This is a genomic window from Acidovorax sp. ACV01 (assembly GCF_014851495.1).
GTDB lineage: Bacteria > Pseudomonadota > Gammaproteobacteria > Burkholderiales > Burkholderiaceae_C > Acidovorax > Acidovorax radicis.
In genome coordinates this window covers 769,044-786,116 of sequence record NZ_JACUZT010000003.1, presented here as the reverse complement: position 1 = coordinate 786,116, position 17,073 = coordinate 769,044, and the positions used below count along the sequence as shown (strand labels likewise).

Annotated in this window: 18 protein-coding genes; 3 read left to right on the top strand and 15 right to left on the bottom strand. The window is 65.2% G+C overall.

Going from position 1 to position 17,073, the window contains the following annotated elements:
- Positions 1 to 3 precede the first annotated feature (3 nt).
- The 6 genes from IB243_RS12295 to IB243_RS12270 all read right to left on the bottom strand — a co-directional run bounded on the left by IB243_RS12295 (position 4) and on the right by IB243_RS12270 (position 4,778).
- A complete protein-coding gene (locus IB243_RS12295; RefSeq protein WP_192427299.1) occupies positions 4 to 870 on the bottom strand; it encodes a class III extradiol dioxygenase subunit beta in 867 nt (288 codons plus the stop codon).
- Positions 871 to 872: 2 nt separating this feature from the next.
- Entirely contained in the window at positions 873 to 1,313 is a 441-nt protein-coding gene (ligA, locus tag IB243_RS12290; protein ID WP_010464344.1) for a protocatechuate 4,5-dioxygenase subunit alpha, read from the bottom strand.
- 4 nt (positions 1,314 to 1,317) lie between these two features.
- The gene (locus IB243_RS12285; protein ID WP_192427297.1) at positions 1,318 to 2,247 is read right to left on the bottom strand and encodes an amidohydrolase family protein; all 930 of its coding nucleotides are present in this window, start codon (positions 2,245 to 2,247) and stop codon (positions 1,318 to 1,320) included.
- Positions 2,248 to 2,330: 83 nt separating this feature from the next.
- A complete protein-coding gene (gene ligK, locus IB243_RS12280) occupies positions 2,331 to 3,014 on the bottom strand; it encodes a 4-carboxy-4-hydroxy-2-oxoadipate aldolase/oxaloacetate decarboxylase (protein ID WP_010464349.1) in 684 nt (227 codons plus the stop codon).
- 1 nt (position 3,015) lies between these two features.
- Positions 3,016 to 4,050 (bottom strand): amidohydrolase family protein, encoded by a 1,035-nt coding sequence (locus IB243_RS12275; RefSeq protein WP_192427295.1) that lies wholly within the window; start codon positions 4,048 to 4,050, stop codon positions 3,016 to 3,018.
- Between the two features lie 35 nt (positions 4,051 to 4,085).
- Positions 4,086 to 4,778 (bottom strand): substrate-binding domain-containing protein, encoded by a 693-nt coding sequence (locus IB243_RS12270; RefSeq protein WP_192427277.1) that lies wholly within the window; start codon positions 4,776 to 4,778, stop codon positions 4,086 to 4,088.
- Positions 4,779 to 5,215: 437 nt separating this feature from the next.
- Here IB243_RS12270 and IB243_RS12265 point away from each other — a divergent pair, with 437 nt between their 5' ends.
- Positions 5,216 to 6,172 (top strand): LysR substrate-binding domain-containing protein, encoded by a 957-nt coding sequence (locus IB243_RS12265; RefSeq protein WP_192427275.1) that lies wholly within the window; start codon positions 5,216 to 5,218, stop codon positions 6,170 to 6,172.
- A 114-nt stretch (positions 6,173 to 6,286) separates the two neighbouring features.
- On the opposite strand, the gene IB243_RS12260 is transcribed toward IB243_RS12265, so the two are convergent.
- The 8 genes from IB243_RS12260 to IB243_RS12225 form a co-directional block, all read right to left on the bottom strand.
- Positions 6,287 to 7,201, bottom strand: a complete 915-nt coding sequence (locus IB243_RS12260; RefSeq protein WP_192427273.1) for an NAD(P)-dependent oxidoreductase — start codon at positions 7,199 to 7,201, stop codon at positions 6,287 to 6,289.
- Positions 7,202 to 7,260: 59 nt separating this feature from the next.
- On the bottom strand, positions 7,261 to 8,247 hold the full coding sequence (locus IB243_RS12255; RefSeq protein WP_192427271.1) for a tripartite tricarboxylate transporter substrate binding protein: 987 nt from the start codon (positions 8,245 to 8,247) through the stop codon (positions 7,261 to 7,263).
- An 8-nt stretch (positions 8,248 to 8,255) separates the two neighbouring features.
- The gene (locus IB243_RS12250; RefSeq protein WP_010464360.1) at positions 8,256 to 8,981 is read right to left on the bottom strand and encodes an ABC transporter ATP-binding protein; all 726 of its coding nucleotides are present in this window, start codon (positions 8,979 to 8,981) and stop codon (positions 8,256 to 8,258) included.
- Positions 8,974 to 9,744, bottom strand: coding sequence for an ABC transporter ATP-binding protein (locus IB243_RS12245; protein WP_057227378.1), 771 nt, complete (start codon positions 9,742 to 9,744; stop codon positions 8,974 to 8,976). Before IB243_RS12245 ends, IB243_RS12250 begins: the two co-directional genes overlap by 8 nt.
- Positions 9,741 to 10,703 (bottom strand): branched-chain amino acid ABC transporter permease, encoded by a 963-nt coding sequence (locus IB243_RS12240; protein WP_192427269.1) that lies wholly within the window; start codon positions 10,701 to 10,703, stop codon positions 9,741 to 9,743. The genes IB243_RS12245 and IB243_RS12240 overlap by 4 nt, the downstream gene beginning before the upstream one ends.
- Positions 10,703 to 11,575, bottom strand: a complete 873-nt coding sequence (locus tag IB243_RS12235; protein WP_010464364.1) for a branched-chain amino acid ABC transporter permease — start codon at positions 11,573 to 11,575, stop codon at positions 10,703 to 10,705. Before IB243_RS12235 ends, IB243_RS12240 begins: the two co-directional genes overlap by 1 nt.
- A 242-nt stretch (positions 11,576 to 11,817) precedes the next feature.
- Entirely contained in the window at positions 11,818 to 13,005 is a 1,188-nt protein-coding gene (locus IB243_RS12230) for an ABC transporter substrate-binding protein (protein WP_057227380.1), read from the bottom strand.
- 313 nt (positions 13,006 to 13,318) lie between these two features.
- Positions 13,319 to 14,086: a GntR family transcriptional regulator gene (locus IB243_RS12225; protein ID WP_057227382.1), complete on the bottom strand. Its 768-nt coding sequence runs from the start codon at positions 14,084 to 14,086 to the stop codon at positions 13,319 to 13,321.
- Positions 14,087 to 14,377: 291 nt separating this feature from the next.
- Between IB243_RS12225 and IB243_RS12220 the strand changes: the two genes are divergently transcribed.
- Both IB243_RS12220 and IB243_RS12215 read left to right on the top strand, forming a co-directional pair.
- Positions 14,378 to 15,433: an aromatic ring-hydroxylating dioxygenase subunit alpha gene (locus IB243_RS12220; RefSeq protein ID WP_192427267.1), complete on the top strand. Its 1,056-nt coding sequence runs from the start codon at positions 14,378 to 14,380 to the stop codon at positions 15,431 to 15,433.
- Entirely contained in the window at positions 15,430 to 16,395 is a 966-nt protein-coding gene (locus IB243_RS12215) for a PDR/VanB family oxidoreductase (RefSeq protein WP_192427265.1), read from the top strand. Before IB243_RS12220 ends, IB243_RS12215 begins: the two co-directional genes overlap by 4 nt.
- 280 nt (positions 16,396 to 16,675) lie before the next feature.
- Here IB243_RS12215 and IB243_RS12210 read toward each other — a convergent pair whose 3' ends face one another.
- Positions 16,676 to 17,026, bottom strand: a complete 351-nt coding sequence (locus IB243_RS12210; RefSeq protein WP_010464369.1) for an HPF/RaiA family ribosome-associated protein — start codon at positions 17,024 to 17,026, stop codon at positions 16,676 to 16,678.
- Positions 17,027 to 17,073: the final 47 nt, after the last annotated feature.

The window sequence follows — 17,073 nt, the reverse complement described above, 5'->3', positions numbered from 1 at the left end:
CTTTTACGTGTTCTCAAGAATCAAATGGCCCACGGCAGTGTTGGACGCGGGCACGTGGTAGAAGCGGTGCGCCAGCTTGGGCGGCTTGCCCCCGGCCACGTCGGCCATGGCACCGCGCGCGATGAGCCACATCACGAGTTCGATGCCCTCGCTGCCCGCTTCGCGCACGTAGTCGATGTGCGGGATGCTCGCGGCGGCCTCGGGGTCATTGATGAGCTTGTCGAGGAAGGCGTTGTCAAACTCTTTGTTGATGAGCCCGGCACGCGGGCCCTGCAGCTGGTGGCTCATGCCACCCGTGCCCCAGATGTGCACGTTGAGGTCTTCGTCGTAGCTCTCCACGGCCTTGCGGATCGCCTGGCCCAGGTTGTAGCAGCGGCGGCCGCTGGGCACGGGGTACTGCACCACGTTGACCGCGAACGGAATCACCGGGCAGGGCCAGGCACCCTTGACCGGGTCTTGCTCGCCAAACATCAGCGACAGGGGCACGGTGAGGCCGTGGTCCACCGCCATCTTGTTGACGATGGTGAGGTCAAAGTCCTGCTGGATGACCGACTGGGCAATGTGCGCTGCCAGGTCGGGATGGCCCATGACCTTGGGCACGGGGCGCGGGCCAAAACCCTCGTCGGCCACTTCGTAGTCGGCGGCGGTGCCGATGGCGAACGTGGGGATGAGGTCCAGGCTGAAGGCCGTGGCATGGTCGTTGTAGACCAGAAAGATCACGTCGGGCTTGTGGTCCTTGATCCACTGCTTGCCGAAGTCGTAGCCCGCGAACACGGGTTTCCAGTAGTCCTCGTGGGTCTTTCCCAGGTCCATGGCCGCGCCAATGGCAGGCACGTGCGATGTGAACACGGAGGCGGTGATTCTGGCCATTGTCAAATTCCTTTCTTGCCCGCGCTGCCTTGCGGTTGGCGGTGCGCCTGGGCGTCGCCGTCTTCACCGATCACGCGGTTGCCGTTGGCCGAGCGGCCGCCGTTGATCATCATGTTGCGGTATTCCTCTTCGGTCATGCCGGTCATGCTGCCCGCCATCTGCTGAAAGCTCTTGCCGTCGGTGGAGCCGATCTTGGCCAGAAAGTAGATGTTGCCGCCCAGACGAATGCACCAGTTGAGGTCGCGCGCGAGTACGGCCTGTTTTTGCTCTTCGGTCATGGCCCACTCGTCCAGGTAGGCACGCTCGTTGGCCTTGAAGCGGACGCGGTTCTCGGCCTTCATGAGGCTCATACAGAACTGGTTGAGCCAGTAGCCTTTGCGGCTTTGCTCCGCATCAAAGATGGTCGTGCCGGGCACGTCGAGGTAGGGTTTATCGAGAGACATGGTGTCAGTCCTCCACGGTGACTTCTTCGGGCCAGTACAGGCGCATGGGGTTGTCCACCAGCAGCTTCTTTTGCAACTCCGGTGTCGTTGCGATGTGCGGGATGAAGTCCACCAGCAGGCCGTCGTCGGGCATGTGGTCCTTGAGGTTGGGGTGCGGCCAGTCGGTGCCCCAGAGCACACGGTCGGGGAACTCCTCGACCACCTTGCGGGCGAAGGGAATCACGTCGGTGTAGGCGTTCTGCTCGCCGTTCAAGGCCTTGGGGCCGGTCACGCTCAGGCGCTCGGGGCAGCTCACCTTGCTCCACACGTTGGGGTGCTGGCGCATGAACTTCAGGAACAGCTCGAACTCCGGTCCATCCACCGGCTTGTTCACATCGGGGCGACCCATGTGGTCCACGACCACGGTGGTGGGCAACGCGGTGAAGAAGTCCCACAGCTCGGGCAGGTCCACCGCCTCGAAGTAGATCACCACATGCCAGCCGAGTTGGTGGATGCGCGCGGCAATCTCCATCAGCTCGTCCTTGGGCGTGAAGTCCACCAGGCGCTTGACGAAGTTGAAACGCACCCCGCGCACACCAGCGTCGTGCATGGCCTGCAATTCATCATCGGTGACCGAGCGCTTGACGGTGGCCACGCCGCGCGCCTTGCCGCCGGAGTGCACCAGCGCATCGACCATCGCGCGGTTGTCCGCACCGTGGCAGGTGGCCTGCACGACCACGTTGCGCGCGAAGCCCAGGTGGTCGCGCAGCGCATACAGCTGGTGTTTGCTCGCGTCGCAGGGCGTGTATTTGCGCTCGGGCGCGTAGGGAAACTCCGCGCCAGGGCCGAACACGTGGCAGTGGGCATCCACGGCGCCTGCTGGCACCTGAAAGCGGGGCTTGCTGGGGCCGGCGTACCAGTCCAGCCAGCCAGGGGTTTTGGTGAATTCAGACATGGTCGACTACTTTGCTATGCTAAATATAGCTACCAGCGCTTTATAGGTAAGCGCCAGAGGCCAAAAACACTTGAATTTATCGTTCAATCGATGTACCTGAGGCCCGCCTTCTCCAGGCCGGGGCGCATGTTGTACATATCGAGGCCCAGCACGCCGCTGGCCAGCTTGGCCCGTTTCTCGCCTTCAAAGCTTTCGCGCTTTTGGGCGGCGGCGAGCGTCTCTGCGGCGCGGGCGGCGGGCACACACACCACGCCGTCGTCGTCGGCGACGATCACATCACCCGGCGTGACCAGCGCACCGGCGCACACCACCGGGATGTTCACCGAGCCCAGCGTCGCCTTGATGGTGCCCTTGCTGCTGATGGCGCGGCTCCACACGGGGAAGTTCATTTCCTGCAGCGTCTTCACGTCGCGCACACCGGCGTCGATGATGAGCGCACGGGCGCCACGGGCCTGGAAGCTGGTGGCCAGCAGGTCGCCGAAGTAGCCGTCGGTGCATTCGGAGGTGACTGCGGCCACCACGATGTCGCCGGGCTGGATCTGCTCGGCCGCCACGTGCATCATCCAGTTGTCGCCGGGCTGCAGCAGCACGGTGACGGCCGTGCCGCTGACCTGCTGGCCGCCGTAGATAGGGCGCATATAGGGCTTGAGCAGACCCACGCGGCCCATGGCCTCGTGCACGGTGGCCGAGCCCAGGGCGGCCAGTCCGTCGGCGGCTGCGCGATCGGCGCGGGTGATATTGCGATAGACAACGCCAAGTTCAAACATGTCAGAGCCCCTTCGCCTTCAGGCGTGAATCGAGTCGGGAGAACACGCGGCGCACATTGCCTTCGTAGATCCGGTGCTTGTCGTCGCCACTCAGGATCTTGGACGCCTCGATGTAGCGCTTGGTGTCGTCGTAGTAGTTGCCGGTGGTCGGGTCAATGCCGCGCACGGCGCCGATCATTTCGCTGGCGAACAACACGTTCTTCACCGGGATCACGGTGTTGAGCAGGTCGATGCCGGGCTGGTGGTACACGCAGGTGTCGAAGAACACGTTGTTCATCACATGGTCGTCCAGCAGCGGCTTCTTCATCTCTTGCGCCAGGCCGCGGAAACGGCCCCAGTGGTAGGGCACCGCGCCGCCGCCGTGCGGGATCAGGAACTTGAGCGTGGGGAAGTCCTTGAACAAATCGCCCTGGATCAGCTGCATGAAGGCCGTGGTGTCGGCGTTCAGGTAGTGCGCGCCGGTGGTGTGAAAACACGCGTTGCAACTGGTGCTCACGTGGATCATGGCGGGCAGGTCGTACTCCACCATCTTTTCGTAGATGGGGTACCAGTGCTTGTCGGTCAGCGGGGGGCTGGTCCAGTGGCCGCCCGAGGGGTCGGGGTTCAGGTTGATGCCCACGGCGCCGTATTCGTGCACGCACTTTTCCAGCTCGGGGATGCAGGTGGCCGGATCGACACCGGGCGACTGCGGCAGCATGGCCACGGGCACGAAGTGGTCGGGGAACAGGGTGGAGACGCGATGGCACAGCTCGTTGCAGATGGCGGCCCAGGTGCTGGACACATTGAAGTCGCCGATGTGGTGCGCCATGAAGCTGGCGCGTGGGCTGAACAGCGTGATGTCGCTGCCGCGCTCCTTCATCAGCTTGAGCTGGTTGGTCTCGATGGACTCGCGCAGCTCGTCGTCGCTGATCTGCAGGTCTGCCACCTTGGGCATCTGGGCAGGGTCCTTGATGCCGGCGATCTGCGCATTGCGCCAGTTCTCCAGCGCCTTGGGGGCCGTGGTGTAGTGGCCGTGGCAGTCGATGATGAGGCTCATTTTTGGGTGCTCCTGGAATGTGTTCTTGTGATCGGTCAGGCAGGGGTCATGCCCTGCTGGCGTTTTGCCTCTGCGGCGGCGGGCGACGCCAGGTAGGCCAGCAGCGCACGCGCGGCATCGACCTGTTGCGACTGCGCGCCGATGCCCGCTGAAAACGTGGTGGTGATCTGGATGGCGGGCGGCAGCGGGCCCACGATCTGGATGCCCTGCACATGCAGCAGCTCGCTCAGTTGCTGAAAGCCCAGCGCCACCTCGCCCTTCGCAACCAGCGAGCCCACGGGCACGCCGGGGGGCGCCTGCACCATGCGGGGGGCGATCTGGTCGGCAATGCCCCAGCGCTCGAACAGCTTGGCCAGCGCCACGCCGCTGGGGCCGGTGGACAGGCTGATGCTGCGCGCGGCCAGCACGGCCTGTCGCACGGCGTCTTCGGTGCTGAGGTCGGGCAGTGGTGCGCCCTCTGGCACGGCCACGGCCACGCCAGAGTGCACCCAATCCACCTTGCTGCCGGGCAGCAGGTGGCCCCCAGCGAGGAGCTTGTCGATGGCGTCGGAGGCGAGGATGACCACGTCGAAGGTTTCACCAGCCGCCACACGCTTGGCCGCGTCCACACCACCCACCGATTCGATGGCGGCCTGCGTGCCCGACTGCTGTGCAAAACCGGTCACTAGGTCGGCCAGCACCTGGCGCGTGGCCATGGAGGAAATGCCGCGAATCACGGGCGGGGTCATGCTGTGTCTCCTGCCGGGTTGCGGGTGGCCCAGGCGGTGCGTGCAGTTGTATACATGCCGCCGATTGTGGGCAGCGGCGGCCAAAACATGAAGGCGACACCGGCACTACCAGATATATCATTCCGTGATCGTTGACCCACAGCTATTGCAATTTTGGCCTGTTCACACTATTTTTGCCAGTGCGAAGGCAGCCCCAGCCACGCCAATCTAGACGCGTGACGACGCCAAGGCCGGAGCCTTGGCTAGGAACGCAACGACGAGTGGCGTGGCTGGGGTTGCCTTCCCTTCGGGTTGCGATGCAAACGGGCCATCCGCTGTGTTGCCAATCCTCGCTGGGGCCGCACCCCAGCTTCGTTTGGCGCCTAGCGCCTGGCCCGTTTGCTTCGCAACGCATCTGGCAAAAATAGTGTGAACAGGCCCTAACAGAGAACCTTGCCATGGACCTCAAGCAGATCGAATACTTTGTGCGGGTGGCCGAGCTGGGCAGCTTTACCCGCGCGTCGGTGGTGCTGGACATTGCCCAGCCCGCACTGAGCCGCCAGGTGCGCCTGCTGGAGGTGGAGCTGCGCCAGAACCTGCTGGTGCGCAACGGCCGGGGCGCCACGCCCACCGAGGCGGGCAAGCTGCTGCTGGAGCACGGGCGCGGCATCCTGCACCAGGTGGAGCGCGCCCGCGAGGAGCTGGGCCGCGTGCGCGGCGCGCTGGCCGGGCGCGTGGCCATTGGCCTGCCGCCCAGCATTGCCAAGGTGCTGACCGTGCCGCTGACCCGCGCCTTCCGCGTGAAGATGCCCGACGCCGCGCTGGCCATCAGCGAAGGGCTGTCGGTAGCCATGCGTGAGTCGCTGACCACGGGCTTGCTCGACATTGCGCTGCTCTACAACACCACGCCCGCGCCCGGGATCGAGACCACGGCGCTCCTGGAGGAGGATCTGTTTCTGGTTCAACGCCGCACCGGGGGCCAAAGCGAGGCAGAGGCAGACGCCTTGGCCCGCGTGCCACTGCCGCTGGACGAGCTGCCCCGCTTTCCGCTGGTGATCCCCACGCGCCCCAACTCGATCCGCATGCTGGTGGAATCCGAACTGGCGGCACGGGGCAAGCGCCCGCAGATCAGCCTGGAGATCGACGGCGTGGCCGCCATTCTGGACCTGGTGGCCGACGGTGCTGGCTGTGCCGTGCTGCCCATGAATGCGGTCACCACGTCGGGCAAGCCCGAGGTGTTCAGCACCCGGCCCATCCACGGCGCGGGCAGCGATGCCGATGGAGAAGACAACACCCGCCTGCGCAGCAAGCTCTTTATGGCGGTGAGTTCGCAACGCCCAGCCACACTGACGCAGCAGGCCATGGCGGAGCTGATCCGCTCCACGTTGCAAGCGTTGTACAGGTCTCCCCCCTGAGACGCTGCGCGCCTCCCCCCACGGGGGACGGCGCCCTTGCTGCGGGGCGACACTTGCTTGGCGCCCCTCGCTTTGAGGCAACGCCAGTTTCACAGGCTGGGGGAGCTATCAGGATCAGGGTCTGTCGGGGGCTTTGGGCAAACTCTCCGAGAGACGATCCGCATAGTCCTGCCAGCGCGCCTCCTTGGGCAGGCCTTGAAAGACGCCTTCGCGCGCGAGATCAGCCACCCACTGCTGCTTGGCCGCTATGGCCGACGCCATCAGCGGCTGCATGCCTGCCTCCTGCACGGTGTGTGCGGACTCACGCATCTCTTCGGCGCGGCGCTGGCCGTGTTGCACCACGCGGCTGAAGAAGTAGCGCCCCTGTTCGTGCCAGTCGATGGACGGGAAGGTCTCGGCCAGGGTGGGCAGCACATGGTCTTCCACGCCGTAGTGGCGGGCCGTGGCGTAGCTCTCGATCACCAGCGCCTCCAGCCCCTTGATCATGATGCTGCGGCACATCTTGATGGCGCTGGCCACGCCCAGCTGCTCACTCACCGGCTTGGCGTCCAGACCCCAACCCACCAGCACGGAGGCCAGTGCTTCGGCCTGGGGTCCACCGAGCAGCATAGGCACGCGGATGCCGTAGGGGGGCACCGAGGTCATCACGCCCGCCTCGACATAGTGCGCACCCCGCGCCTCGATGAACGCAGCGGCTTGCTGCTTGGTGCCGGGCGATGCCGAGTTGAGGTCCAGAAACACAGTGCCGGGGCGGATGTGCTGCGCCGCCTCCAGCGCCACAGCGAGTGTGTTCGACGCGGTGACGGCCGAGATGACGCAGTCGCAGCGTGTGCAAAGTGCCTGCATCGAATCCACCGCCACGACACCGCCCTGCGCGGCGTGCTGCTGCAATGCGTCGCGGTGCGCAGCGTCGGCCAGATTCAGGTCCCAGGCGGCGACGGAGGCCACGCCGGGCTGAACGCGCAAGCCCGCACTGAAGATCTTGCCCACCTCGCCATAGCCCACGAGGCCGATGTGTGTGATGTTCATTCAATGTCCCTTTAAGCCTCCGCACCACCGCTGGCACCGCAGGCGTGCAGCGGTGGTACTCACTGCCGCGCGATCTTGGCCCGTGCGATCACGTCGCTCCAGCGGCGCACATCAGCAGCCAGGTGTTCGCCCAGCTGCGCGGGGGTGCTGCCCTGGGCGTTGAGATTCAGCTCCAGCAGGCGCTTTTTCACATCGGGCTGGGCCAGCGCGGCCTGCACCTCGCGCGAGAGACGCTCCACCACGGCAGCGGGTGTTTTGGCGGGCACTGCCAGGCCGTTCCACGACGTGACGTTGAAGCTGGCCAACGGCCCACCGCTTTCGCGCACCGTGGGCACATCGGGCAGCTGAGCGGCACGCTGGGCGCCCATCACAGCCAATGGCCGCAAGGCCTTGGCGCCGATTTGCGGCATGAGGCCGCCCAGGATGTCGATCATCACGTCGATCTCGCCACCGCGCACCGCGGTGATGACGGGAGGCGTACCGTTGAAGGGCACCACCTGCGCGTCGATGCCCGCCGTCACCTTGAACAGCTCGGCGGCCAGGTTCTGCGTGGTGCCGATCTGCGGGGTGCCAATGTTGAGCTTGCCAGGGTGGGCGCGGGCGTAGGCCAACAGCTCGGCCAGGGTGGCAAAGCGCCCGCCCTCCTTGACCACTACGGCCAGGTCGAACGTGGCCAGCAGCGAGACTGGGGCAAAGTCCTTGAGGGTGTCGAACGGCAAGGCTTTGAAAAGCGCTGCACTGACGGCCGTGCCGCTGCTGACCAACAGCAGCGTGTGGCCATCGGGCTCGGCACGCGCCACCAGGTCACCTGCCACCACGCCACCCGCGCTGGGCTTGTTCTCGATGACCACGCTTTGCCCCAACGGGCCAGCAATCTTCTGGCCCACGGTGCGTGCCGTGATGTCGGCCGCGCCACCAGCGGCGTTGGGCACCACGATGCGCAGGGGGCGTGAAGGAAAGGCCGATTGCGCCACGGCAGGTGCAGCCGCACCGCAAGACGACGCCGCCAGCCAGCTCAGAAGGGTTCTGCGGTGCAGTGCTTGCATGGTGACCGCTACCTTGCCACGCCCAGCAGGCGGTCGAGCAACTCGGGCTGCGCACTCAGCTCGGCGGCCGTGCCGGTGTGCACCACCGTGCCCCGGTCCAGCACGGCGGCGCGGTCTGAGATGGCCAGGATGGCCTGCGGATGCTGCTCCACGATGATGGCCGAGAGACCCTCTTCGCGCGTGATGCGGCGGATGGCGCGCAGCAGCTCTTCCACGATGATGGGCGCGAGGCCTTCGAGCGGCTCATCCAGCAGCAGCAGGCGGGGGTTGAGCACCAACGCGCGGCCCACGGCCAGCATCTGCTGCTCGCCCCCCGACAGCTGTGTGCCCAGGTTGGTCTTGCGCTCGGCCAGGCGCGGGAACATTTCGTACACGCGCTCAGGCGTCCAGGGCCGGGCGCTGGAGCCCTTGCGGCCGGGGCGCGCCACGGCCGTGAGGTTCTCGTGCACCGTGAGCGACTTGAAGATATTGCGCTCTTGCGGCACCCAGCCAATACCGGCGGCTGCGCGCTCGTGCGACGGCAGCTTGTGCAGCGCCACGCCGCCCAGGCTCACGCTGCCCGCATGCTGGCGCGTGGCCCCGGCCAGCGTGTTGATGAGCGTGGTCTTGCCTGTGCCATTGCGGCCCAGCAGGGCCAGTGTGTCGCCCTCGGGCAGGGCCAGTGAAATGCCTTGCAGCACCACGGCCTCGCCATAGCCCGCACTCAGGCCCTCGATGCGCAAGAGTTCAGACATGGGCGTCCTCCCCGTGTCCCAGATACACGGCCTTCACCTGCGGGTCGTTCGCAATGGTGTCCGGGTCGCCCTCGGTAAGCACGGTGCCGTTGACCAGCACCGTCATGCGGTTGGCGAAGCTGAAAACCAGGTCCATATCGTGTTCGATCAAAAGCACCGAGACATCGGCGGGCAGGGCTGCCACGGTCTGCAGCAGTTCCTCACGCTCCCCCGCAGGCACGCCGGCCACGGGCTCATCCAGCAGCAGCACGCGCGGCTCACAGGCCAGGGCAATCGCGATCTCCAGCAGGCGGCGCTTGCCGTAGGCCAGCACGCGCGTTTCCTCGGCCATCACCGAGGTGAGGTGGAACTGCTCCAACAGCTGCTCGCAGCGCTCGGTGACGGCCTTGCGCGCACCCAGCGGTTGCCACCATTTGCCGCCCAGGCCTTGCTGTTGCGACACGGTGAGCGCCAGCGTCTCCAGCGGCGTGAGGGTGTCGAACAGCTGGTTGATCTGGAACGTGCGCACCATGCCGCGCTGCACCCGTTGGTGCGGCGCAAGGCGGGTGATGTCCTGGCCTTCCAACGTGATCGAGCCTTCGGTGGGCTCCAGCACGCCGGTCAGCAGGTTGATGAGCGTGGTCTTGCCCGCACCGTTGGGGCCGATCAGCGCATGGCGTGCGCCCTTTTTCAGATTCAGCGTGACGTTGTTGGTGGCTGTGATGCCGCCAAATCGCATGACGAGCCCCTGCGCGGAGAGCACGGTGGTGTTATCGGTGTTCATGCGTTTCTCCCGAACCACGTCCAGGGACGAAATAGCCGTTCGCGCCCCACCAGCACCAGCACCACCAGGAACAGGCCGATCCAGAACGTCCAGTACTGGGGCGTGACCGACGAGATCACGTCCTGCAGCAGCTTGAAGCCAATAGCGCCCAGGATGCCGCCGTAGAGCCATCCCACGCCGCCGATCACGAGGATCAGCATCACATCGGCCGAGCGGTGGAATTCGAACAGGTCGAGCGAGGCAAAGCCCGTGGTCTGCGTGAGCAGCGCGCCTGCAGCCCCGGCCAGCGCGGCGGCCAGCGTATACACCTGAGCAAGTTTGGCCGTGACCGGGATGCCGATGGCCATGGCGCGCAGCCGGTTGTCGCGGATGGCCTTGAGCGTGGCACCAAACGGCGATTGCACGATACGCCGAGCGATCAAAAAGAACACCAGCAGCACGGTAAGCGAATACCAGGCAGCAGTGCGGCCGTAGAGGTCGAAATCAAATTTTCCGAGCACGGGGCCCATGACCACTCCCTGCAGGCCATCGGCGCCGCCGGTCAGCCAGTCGAGCTTGTTGGCCAGCTCCAGCATCACCAGGCCCACGCCCAGCGTGACCATGAGGCGGGTGAGATCGGTGCCGCGCATGATGGTGAGCGACGCCACGGCGCCCAGCACTGTGGCCGCAGCAATGCCCACGGCCAGGCCGACCAGCGGATCGGGCATCACATGTTTGGCAAACAGCGCCGCTGCATAGCCGCCCAGCCCGAAGAAGGCCGCATGGCCCAGCGAGACGATGCCGGTGTAGCCCAGGATCAGGTCCAGCGACAGGGCAAACAGCGCGACGATGGCGATCTCGTTGATGATGAGTGCATGGCTGGGCAGTGCCAGCGGCGCCACGAAGGCCAGCAGCCAGAGCACGGGCTCCCACCAGCGGAAGCGGCGCGCTTGCAACAAGGTGTTTTGCGGGTTCGCCATCATTTGCCTCCCTTGCGTACAAAGAGGCCTTGGGGGCGCCAGATGAGGATCAGGATCATGAGGCTGTACACAATGAAAGCGCCCAGCTTGGGGATGTAGTACTTGCCCGCCACATCGGCAATGCCCAGCAGCAGCGCGGCCAGCAGCGGGCCGGTGATGGACGAGGTGCCGCCCACCGCCACCACGATCAGAAAATAGATCATGAACTTGAGCGGAAAGCTCGGGTCGAGCCCCAGCACCTCGGCGCCCAGCGCACCCCCCAGGCCAGCGAGGCCCGAGCCGAACGCAAAGGTGGACAGGAACACGATGTTCACGTTGATGCCCATGCCAGCGGCCACGCGCTGGTCATCCACGCTGGCGCGCAGACGGCTGCCGAAGCGGGTTTTTGTCAACACGTACTGCAGTGCGATGGTAAGCGCCGCACACACTGCGATGATGAACAACCGATAGTGGCCCATGCCCAGCATCAGCGCACCCTCGCCAATCTCGGTGCGGCCCTTGAGCCATTCGGGCAGCTGCATGATCTGCTGCGTGGAGCCCACAAAGTAGTCCACGCTGGCCACCGCCATGAACACCAGGCCGATGGAAAACAGCACCTGGTCCAGGTGGGCCTTGTGGTAGAGCGGCCGGTACAACGTACGCTCCAGCACGCCACCCAACAACGCCGAGCCCAAAAAGGCCAGCGGCAGGCAGACCAGGAAGGGCACGTCCAGGCGCTGCATGAGCAACACGGTGATGTAGCCCCCCGCCATGGCAAAGGCGCCGTGCGCAAGGTTGATGAAATTCATCAGCCCCATGGTCACGGCCAACCCCACCGCTAGGATGAACAGCAGCATGCCGTAGGCAACGCCGTCGAAAAGAATGGTCAGCATGAAATCACTTCATTGAAGACAAAAAAGGCCCACAGTGCCCAGGGCTGTGGAATTGGGGCGAATCACCAAGGCTGAGCGCTCAACCTGCACGCCCGGCTTCGACAGGCTCAGCCCGAACGGATGGAGGAAGGCCACCGCCCCTCGCAACCGGCGCGCCCCAGGCGAGGGTCGCCGTGCAAGGGCCGCCCCGCCGCACTGGCGGCGTCCCCCTGTAGGGGGAAGGCGCGCAGCGCCTCAGGGGGTTACTTCGTTTTTCCGGGGTCCTTCACGTCCTTGATGACGTCGAATTCCACGTTGTACAGCTGGCCGTTCACACGCTCCACCTTGCGCAGGTACACGTTCTGCACAATGTCACGGGTCTGTGCATCGATGAACACGGGGCCGCGGGGGCTCTCGAAGATCTGGCCCTTCATGGCGGTCAGCAGTGCATCACCGCCGCCCGCACCCTTGGTGGCCTTGAGCGCTTCATAGATGACGCGCATGCCGTCGTAGCCGCCCACGGCCATGAAGTTGGGGCGCAGGCCCTTGTTGGCCTTCTCGAAAGCCTCGACAAACTTCTTGTTCAGCGGCGAGGGGTGTGCGGCCGAGTAGTGGTGCGACGTGACCACGCCCAAGGCGCCATCACCCATGTCGTTCAGTTGATCGTCATCGGTCACATCGCCGGTGGCGATGAGCTTGATGCCGGCCTTGTCCATGCCGCGCTCCAGGAACTGCTTCATCACGGCCGCCCCTGCGCCCGAAGGCACAAAGACGAACAGCGCATCGGGCTTCGCATCGCGCACTTTTTGCAGGAAAGGGGCGAAGTCAGGGTTGCGCAGCGGCACGCGCAGGGCTTCGGTGACCTGGCCGCCGTTGAAGGTCAGGCGCTGGTTGAAATACTTCTCGGCATCGATACCCGGGCCGTAGTCGCTGACCAGGGTCACCACCTTCTTGATGCCGTTCTTGGGCGCCCAGTCGGCCAAGGCCACGGACACCTGGGGCAGCGTAAAGCTGGTGCGCACCACATACGGCGATGCCTCGGTGATGCTGGACGTGGCGGCGGCCATCACCACCAGCGGGGTCTTGGACTGCGTGGCCAAGGGCGCGGTGGCCATGGCCGAGGGCGTGATACCCATGCCGGCGAGCACGTTGACCTTTTCGTTCACCACCAGTTCCTGGGCCAGGCGGCGCGTCACGTCGGGCAGGCTGGTGTCGTCCTTGATGATGAGCTGCACCTTCTTGCCCGCCACGGTGTCACCGTTTTGCGCCATGTAGAGGCGGGCAGCGGCCTCGATCTGGCGGCCAGTGGTGGCTTGCTGGCCCGTCATGGGCAGGATCAGGCCGATCTTGAAGACGTTGTCCTGCGCCGATGCGGGCACTGCGGCCAGGAGGCCCGCGGAAAGGGCCACGGCGGCGGCGGCCGAGGCGCGAAGAAGGCGGCGTTTTTGCATCGTTGTCTCCTGTGGATGTCGTTGTATACAGAAAAATGCTGGAGGGAGTTTGGCGTGGCCCGCGTTATTTCACAAGCGAGAATTCGAGCATTCAGGTATCCCAAAACGGCATAGCCGCACCCCGCCAGGCGCGGGGTTATGCGCACCAGGAAGCCTCTGCGCGCATCCCACGGGCGTGCGGATCTGCGGTCCCAGGCGACCTGCGGCATTGCCAATGCCTCGCAACGGCTCAGGCGATCCGATCACCGCGGTTTTCGCCCTGCAGCCCATCCTGATCCGCAGCCCACACCCACGCTCGATTCGTACAGAGGCGCTAGCGGATCAGTTGCACCCCGGGCAGACCCTGCCCCTGGGATGCCTGGACGGCGGCCAGCAGGTTGCGCCGGGTGATGCGCGAATGTTCGCGCATGATGGCCTCGGCCCGCGCGCCTTCGCGCCGCTCGATGGCGTCAAGCGCCTGGCGGTGCTGGTCCTGCGCCACCACCAGCATGTCGCGCGCTTGCGGTGAATGGGTCTGCACCACCACAAAGGCCGATGGCGATGCAAACGGCAGGCCCTTGACCCGGTCCAACTCGCGGGCCACCACATCACTGCCCACCATGCGGCTGAGCAGCCGGTGAAAAAGTGCGTTGAGCTCCACATAGCGCGAAAAACCCTCGTCATTCAACGTGGGCGGGCTCAGCGTGGCGTCAATCGCGTCCAGGCAGGCATGGGCCTCGGCCAGCACCGCCGGCTCCACACCGCGCTCTGCCGCCAGGCGCGCGGCCAGCCCCTCCATGGTGCCGCGCAGTTCGATGGCATCGGCCACATCGGTCTCGGAAAACGTGCGCACGGCATAGCCCCCGCCGGGCAGCCGGTGCAGCAGGCCCTCCTGCTCCAGCCGCATCAGCGCCGCGCGGATGGGCGTGCGCGAAACGCCCAGCTTTTCGACCAGGGTCAGCTCTGCAATGCGCGCGCCGCCAGGCAGTTCGCCCGCCAGGATCATCTCGCGCAGCCGCAGCTGCGCCTTGACGGCCTGGGACGTACCAGCTTCGGCCGCCTCGCCCAAAGAGGCTGCGACCAGGGGTTCGGGAGGGTTCATGGTGGGTGGCGTGGGCAGGGGGAACGGTGCGGGGCAGAAACAAGGCGGGTGTGTGGCACGGCTGGCAGCAATGTATACACAAATCCACTGCACATCCATCTCAAAATCCATGATCACCATACAAAACAACAACTTACAAGATATACCAAAGTGCAATAACTGTTTTATGCCTTTTCTATGTATACACAAATTCCACTTTTTCGCACAATCAGCCCACGAAACACGCGATCTGCCGGCTGGCTGTATACCAAGCCTGCGACGACCACATCCACCCCACGGAGAGAGACAACCATGTTTCCTAAAAACACCTGGTACGTAGCCTGCACACCCGACGAGATCGCCGACAAGCCCCTGGGCCGCACGATTTGCGGCGAAAAAATGGTGTTCTACCGCCCTGCGCCCGACCAGGTCGCCGCGCTGGATGACTTCTGCCCTCACCGGGGTGCTCCGCTGTCGCTGGGCAGCGTGTGTGACGGCCACTTGCAATGCGGCTACCACGGCCTGCGCGTGGAATGCACCGGCAAGTCCGTGTCCATGCCCGGACAGCGTGTGCAGGGCTTTCCCAAGACGCGCAGCTTTCCGGCGGTCGAGCGCTACGGCTTCATCTGGGTGTGGCCCGGTGATGCCGCACAGGCCGACCCCGCCAAGATCCACCACCTGCACTGGGCCGACAACCCCGAGTGGGCCTATGGCGGCGGGCTGTACCACATTGCCTGCGACTACCGCCTGATGGTCGATAACCTGATGGACCTCACGCACGAGACCTACGTGCACTCCACCAGCATCGGCCAAAAAGAGATCGACGAGGTGCCCTGCAAGACCCGTGTGGAGGGGGATGAGGTCATCACCAGCCGCTTCATGGAAGGCATCGAAGCCCCTCCCTTCTGGAAGATGGCGCTGCGCATGAACGGCCTGCCCGACGACCAGCTGGTGGACCGCTGGCAGATCTGCCACTTCACGCCGCCCAGCCATGTGCTGATCGAGGTGGGCGTGGCGCTGGCCGGCCACGGCGGCTACGACGCGCCGGCCGACAAGAAGGCATCGAGCATCGTGGTGGACTTCATCACGCCCGAGACCGAGACCTCCATCCACTACTTCTGGGGCATGGCGCGAAACTTCAAACCCCAAGACCCTTCACTGACGACCCAAATCCGCGAAGGCCAGGGCAAGATTTTTGCCGAGGACCAGGAAATGCTGGAGATGCAGCAGCAGAACCTGCTGCGCTACCCCGAACGCAAGCTGCTCATGCTCAACATCGACGCCGGTGGCGTGCAGTCACGCAAGGTGCTCGACCGCGTCATCGCCGCCGAGCGCGCACCTGAGCCGCAACAGGTGGTGGCCGCATGACCGCGCAGGAAACACTCCAGGTCCGCGTCGTCAGAAAGCAGGCCGAGGCCGATGGCATCGCCAGCTTTGAGCTGGCGCGCGTGGACGGCGCCGCGCTGCCGCCGTTCAGCGCAGGCTCGCACATCGATGTGCATCTGCCTGGTGGTCTGACGCGGCAGTATTCGCTGTGCAACGCCTCGCACGAGTCACACCGCTACCGCATTGCCGTACTGCGCGACCCGGCGTCGCGCGGTGGCTCGGTCGCCATGCACGACAGCGTGCACGAGGGCGACGTGATCACCATCAGCACGCCCCGCAACCACTTTGCGCTGCACCCGGCGCAGCGCACGGTGCTGCTGGCGGGCGGCATCGGCGTGACACCCCTGCTGTGCATGGCAGACCGGCTGGCCCGCACCGGCGCCGACTTTGCGCTGCACTACTGCACGCGCTCTGCCGAACGCACGGCATTCGCGGGCGAAATCGCCGCATCACCCATGGCGCCGCGTGTGCACTTCCATTTCGATGCAGGAACACCCGAGCAGAAGCTGGACCTGGCCGCCGTGCTGGCCGCGCCCGGCCCGGACAAGCGCCTGTATGTGTGTGGCCCGGCGGGTTTCATCGACCATGTGGTGAACACCGCCAAGGCCATGGGCTGGGCGCAGGACCACATTCACCTGGAGTACTTTGGCGCGCCGGCACAGGACACCTCGGGCGACCAGGGCTTTGAAGTGCGTATTGCCAGCACCGGCAAGGTCTACGCCATCGCGCCCGATGTGTCGGTGGTGGAAGCCCTGCGCGGTGAAGGCATCGACATCCTGACCTCTTGCGAGCAGGGCGTGTGTGGCACCTGCCTTACCCGGGTGCTGGAGGGCGAGGTGGACCACCGCGATATGTACCTGACGGACGAAGAAAAGGCCGCCAACGAACAGTTCATGCCCTGCTGCTCGCGCGCGCGCAGCAAGCTGCTCGTACTGGATTTGTGAAATTGAACACCCCCTGAGTCGCCTGCAGCACCTCGGTGCCGCCGCCAGAGTCGGCGGCTCTTCGGGCTCGTCCAGGCCTGCACAGGCAGGCCCAGAGCCGCAGCCCTCAGCCCCTGAAGGGGGACGACGCCCGCGCTGCGGGGCAGCCCTTGCTCGGCATCCTTCGCGTGGGGCGCGCTAGGTTCACGCGATGGCGCGCTGGAGCTGGGCCGAATTACTCCTGAATTTATAGCTGCTAGCGCATATTCATCAAGCGCCAGCGGCCAATTTCATTCAAATTTTACTCTTCCACCGCAGTCCGGATGGTGTCGCGGCCGTGGCGGTCCTTGGCGCGGCCCAGGTCGGTATCGAGGGCGCGGGCCAGCTTGTCGGCGGCGCCGATGAAGGCGTTGGCCATCTTGTCGGCTTCGTCGGTCACGGTAACGGGCTGGCGGCCGGTCACGCGGGCTTCGATGCGGCAGCGCTTGTCGTTGGCGCCGGACTTGCCCGCGTCCAGATCCGACAGAAACACCTCCAGCCGCGTGACGTGGTCCTGAAAGCGCGACAGCCGGCTCTTGGACTCGTCGGTGATCCATTGCGCGAGCGACTCGCCGCCATGGATGTGGTCGTCGGTGTTGACTTGTACTTGCATCAGGATTCCTTTCAGATGACGTTGCTCAGGGGTCCATGATGGCACCG

Excerpts from the sequence above, each read along its gene's own strand:
- IB243_RS12225 (WP_057227382.1), bottom strand. The coding sequence starts at position 14,086 with ATGAACCCTCCCGAACCCCTGGTCGCAGCCTCTTTGGGCGAGGCGGCC.
- IB243_RS12250 (WP_010464360.1), bottom strand. The coding sequence starts at position 8,981 with ATGTCTGAACTCTTGCGCATCGAGGGCCTGAGTGCGGGCTATGGCGAG.
- ligA (WP_010464344.1), bottom strand. The coding sequence starts at position 1,313 with ATGTCTCTCGATAAACCCTACCTCGACGTGCCCGGCACGACCATCTTT.
- IB243_RS12215 (WP_192427265.1), top strand. The coding sequence starts at position 15,430 with ATGACCGCGCAGGAAACACTCCAGGTCCGCGTCGTCAGAAAGCAGGCC.
- IB243_RS12220 (WP_192427267.1), top strand. The coding sequence starts at position 14,378 with ATGTTTCCTAAAAACACCTGGTACGTAGCCTGCACACCCGACGAGATC.
- IB243_RS12235 (WP_010464364.1), bottom strand. The coding sequence starts at position 11,575 with ATGCTGACCATTCTTTTCGACGGCGTTGCCTACGGCATGCTGCTGTTC.
- IB243_RS12295 (WP_192427299.1), bottom strand. The coding sequence starts at position 870 with ATGGCCAGAATCACCGCCTCCGTGTTCACATCGCACGTGCCTGCCATT.
- IB243_RS12210 (WP_010464369.1), bottom strand. The coding sequence starts at position 17,026 with ATGCAAGTACAAGTCAACACCGACGACCACATCCATGGCGGCGAGTCG.
- IB243_RS12270 (WP_192427277.1), bottom strand. The coding sequence starts at position 4,778 with ATGACCCCGCCCGTGATTCGCGGCATTTCCTCCATGGCCACGCGCCAG.
- IB243_RS12230 (WP_057227380.1), bottom strand. The coding sequence starts at position 13,005 with ATGCAAAAACGCCGCCTTCTTCGCGCCTCGGCCGCCGCCGCCGTGGCC.
- ligK (WP_010464349.1), bottom strand. The coding sequence starts at position 3,014 with ATGTTTGAACTTGGCGTTGTCTATCGCAATATCACCCGCGCCGATCGC.
- IB243_RS12265 (WP_192427275.1), top strand. The coding sequence starts at position 5,216 with ATGGACCTCAAGCAGATCGAATACTTTGTGCGGGTGGCCGAGCTGGGC.
- IB243_RS12255 (WP_192427271.1), bottom strand. The coding sequence starts at position 8,247 with ATGCAAGCACTGCACCGCAGAACCCTTCTGAGCTGGCTGGCGGCGTCG.
- IB243_RS12275 (WP_192427295.1), bottom strand. The coding sequence starts at position 4,050 with ATGAGCCTCATCATCGACTGCCACGGCCACTACACCACGGCCCCCAAG.
- IB243_RS12240 (WP_192427269.1), bottom strand. The coding sequence starts at position 10,703 with ATGGCGAACCCGCAAAACACCTTGTTGCAAGCGCGCCGCTTCCGCTGG.
- IB243_RS12285 (WP_192427297.1), bottom strand. The coding sequence starts at position 2,247 with ATGTCTGAATTCACCAAAACCCCTGGCTGGCTGGACTGGTACGCCGGC.
- IB243_RS12245 (WP_057227378.1), bottom strand. The coding sequence starts at position 9,744 with ATGAACACCGATAACACCACCGTGCTCTCCGCGCAGGGGCTCGTCATG.
- IB243_RS12260 (WP_192427273.1), bottom strand. The coding sequence starts at position 7,201 with ATGAACATCACACACATCGGCCTCGTGGGCTATGGCGAGGTGGGCAAG.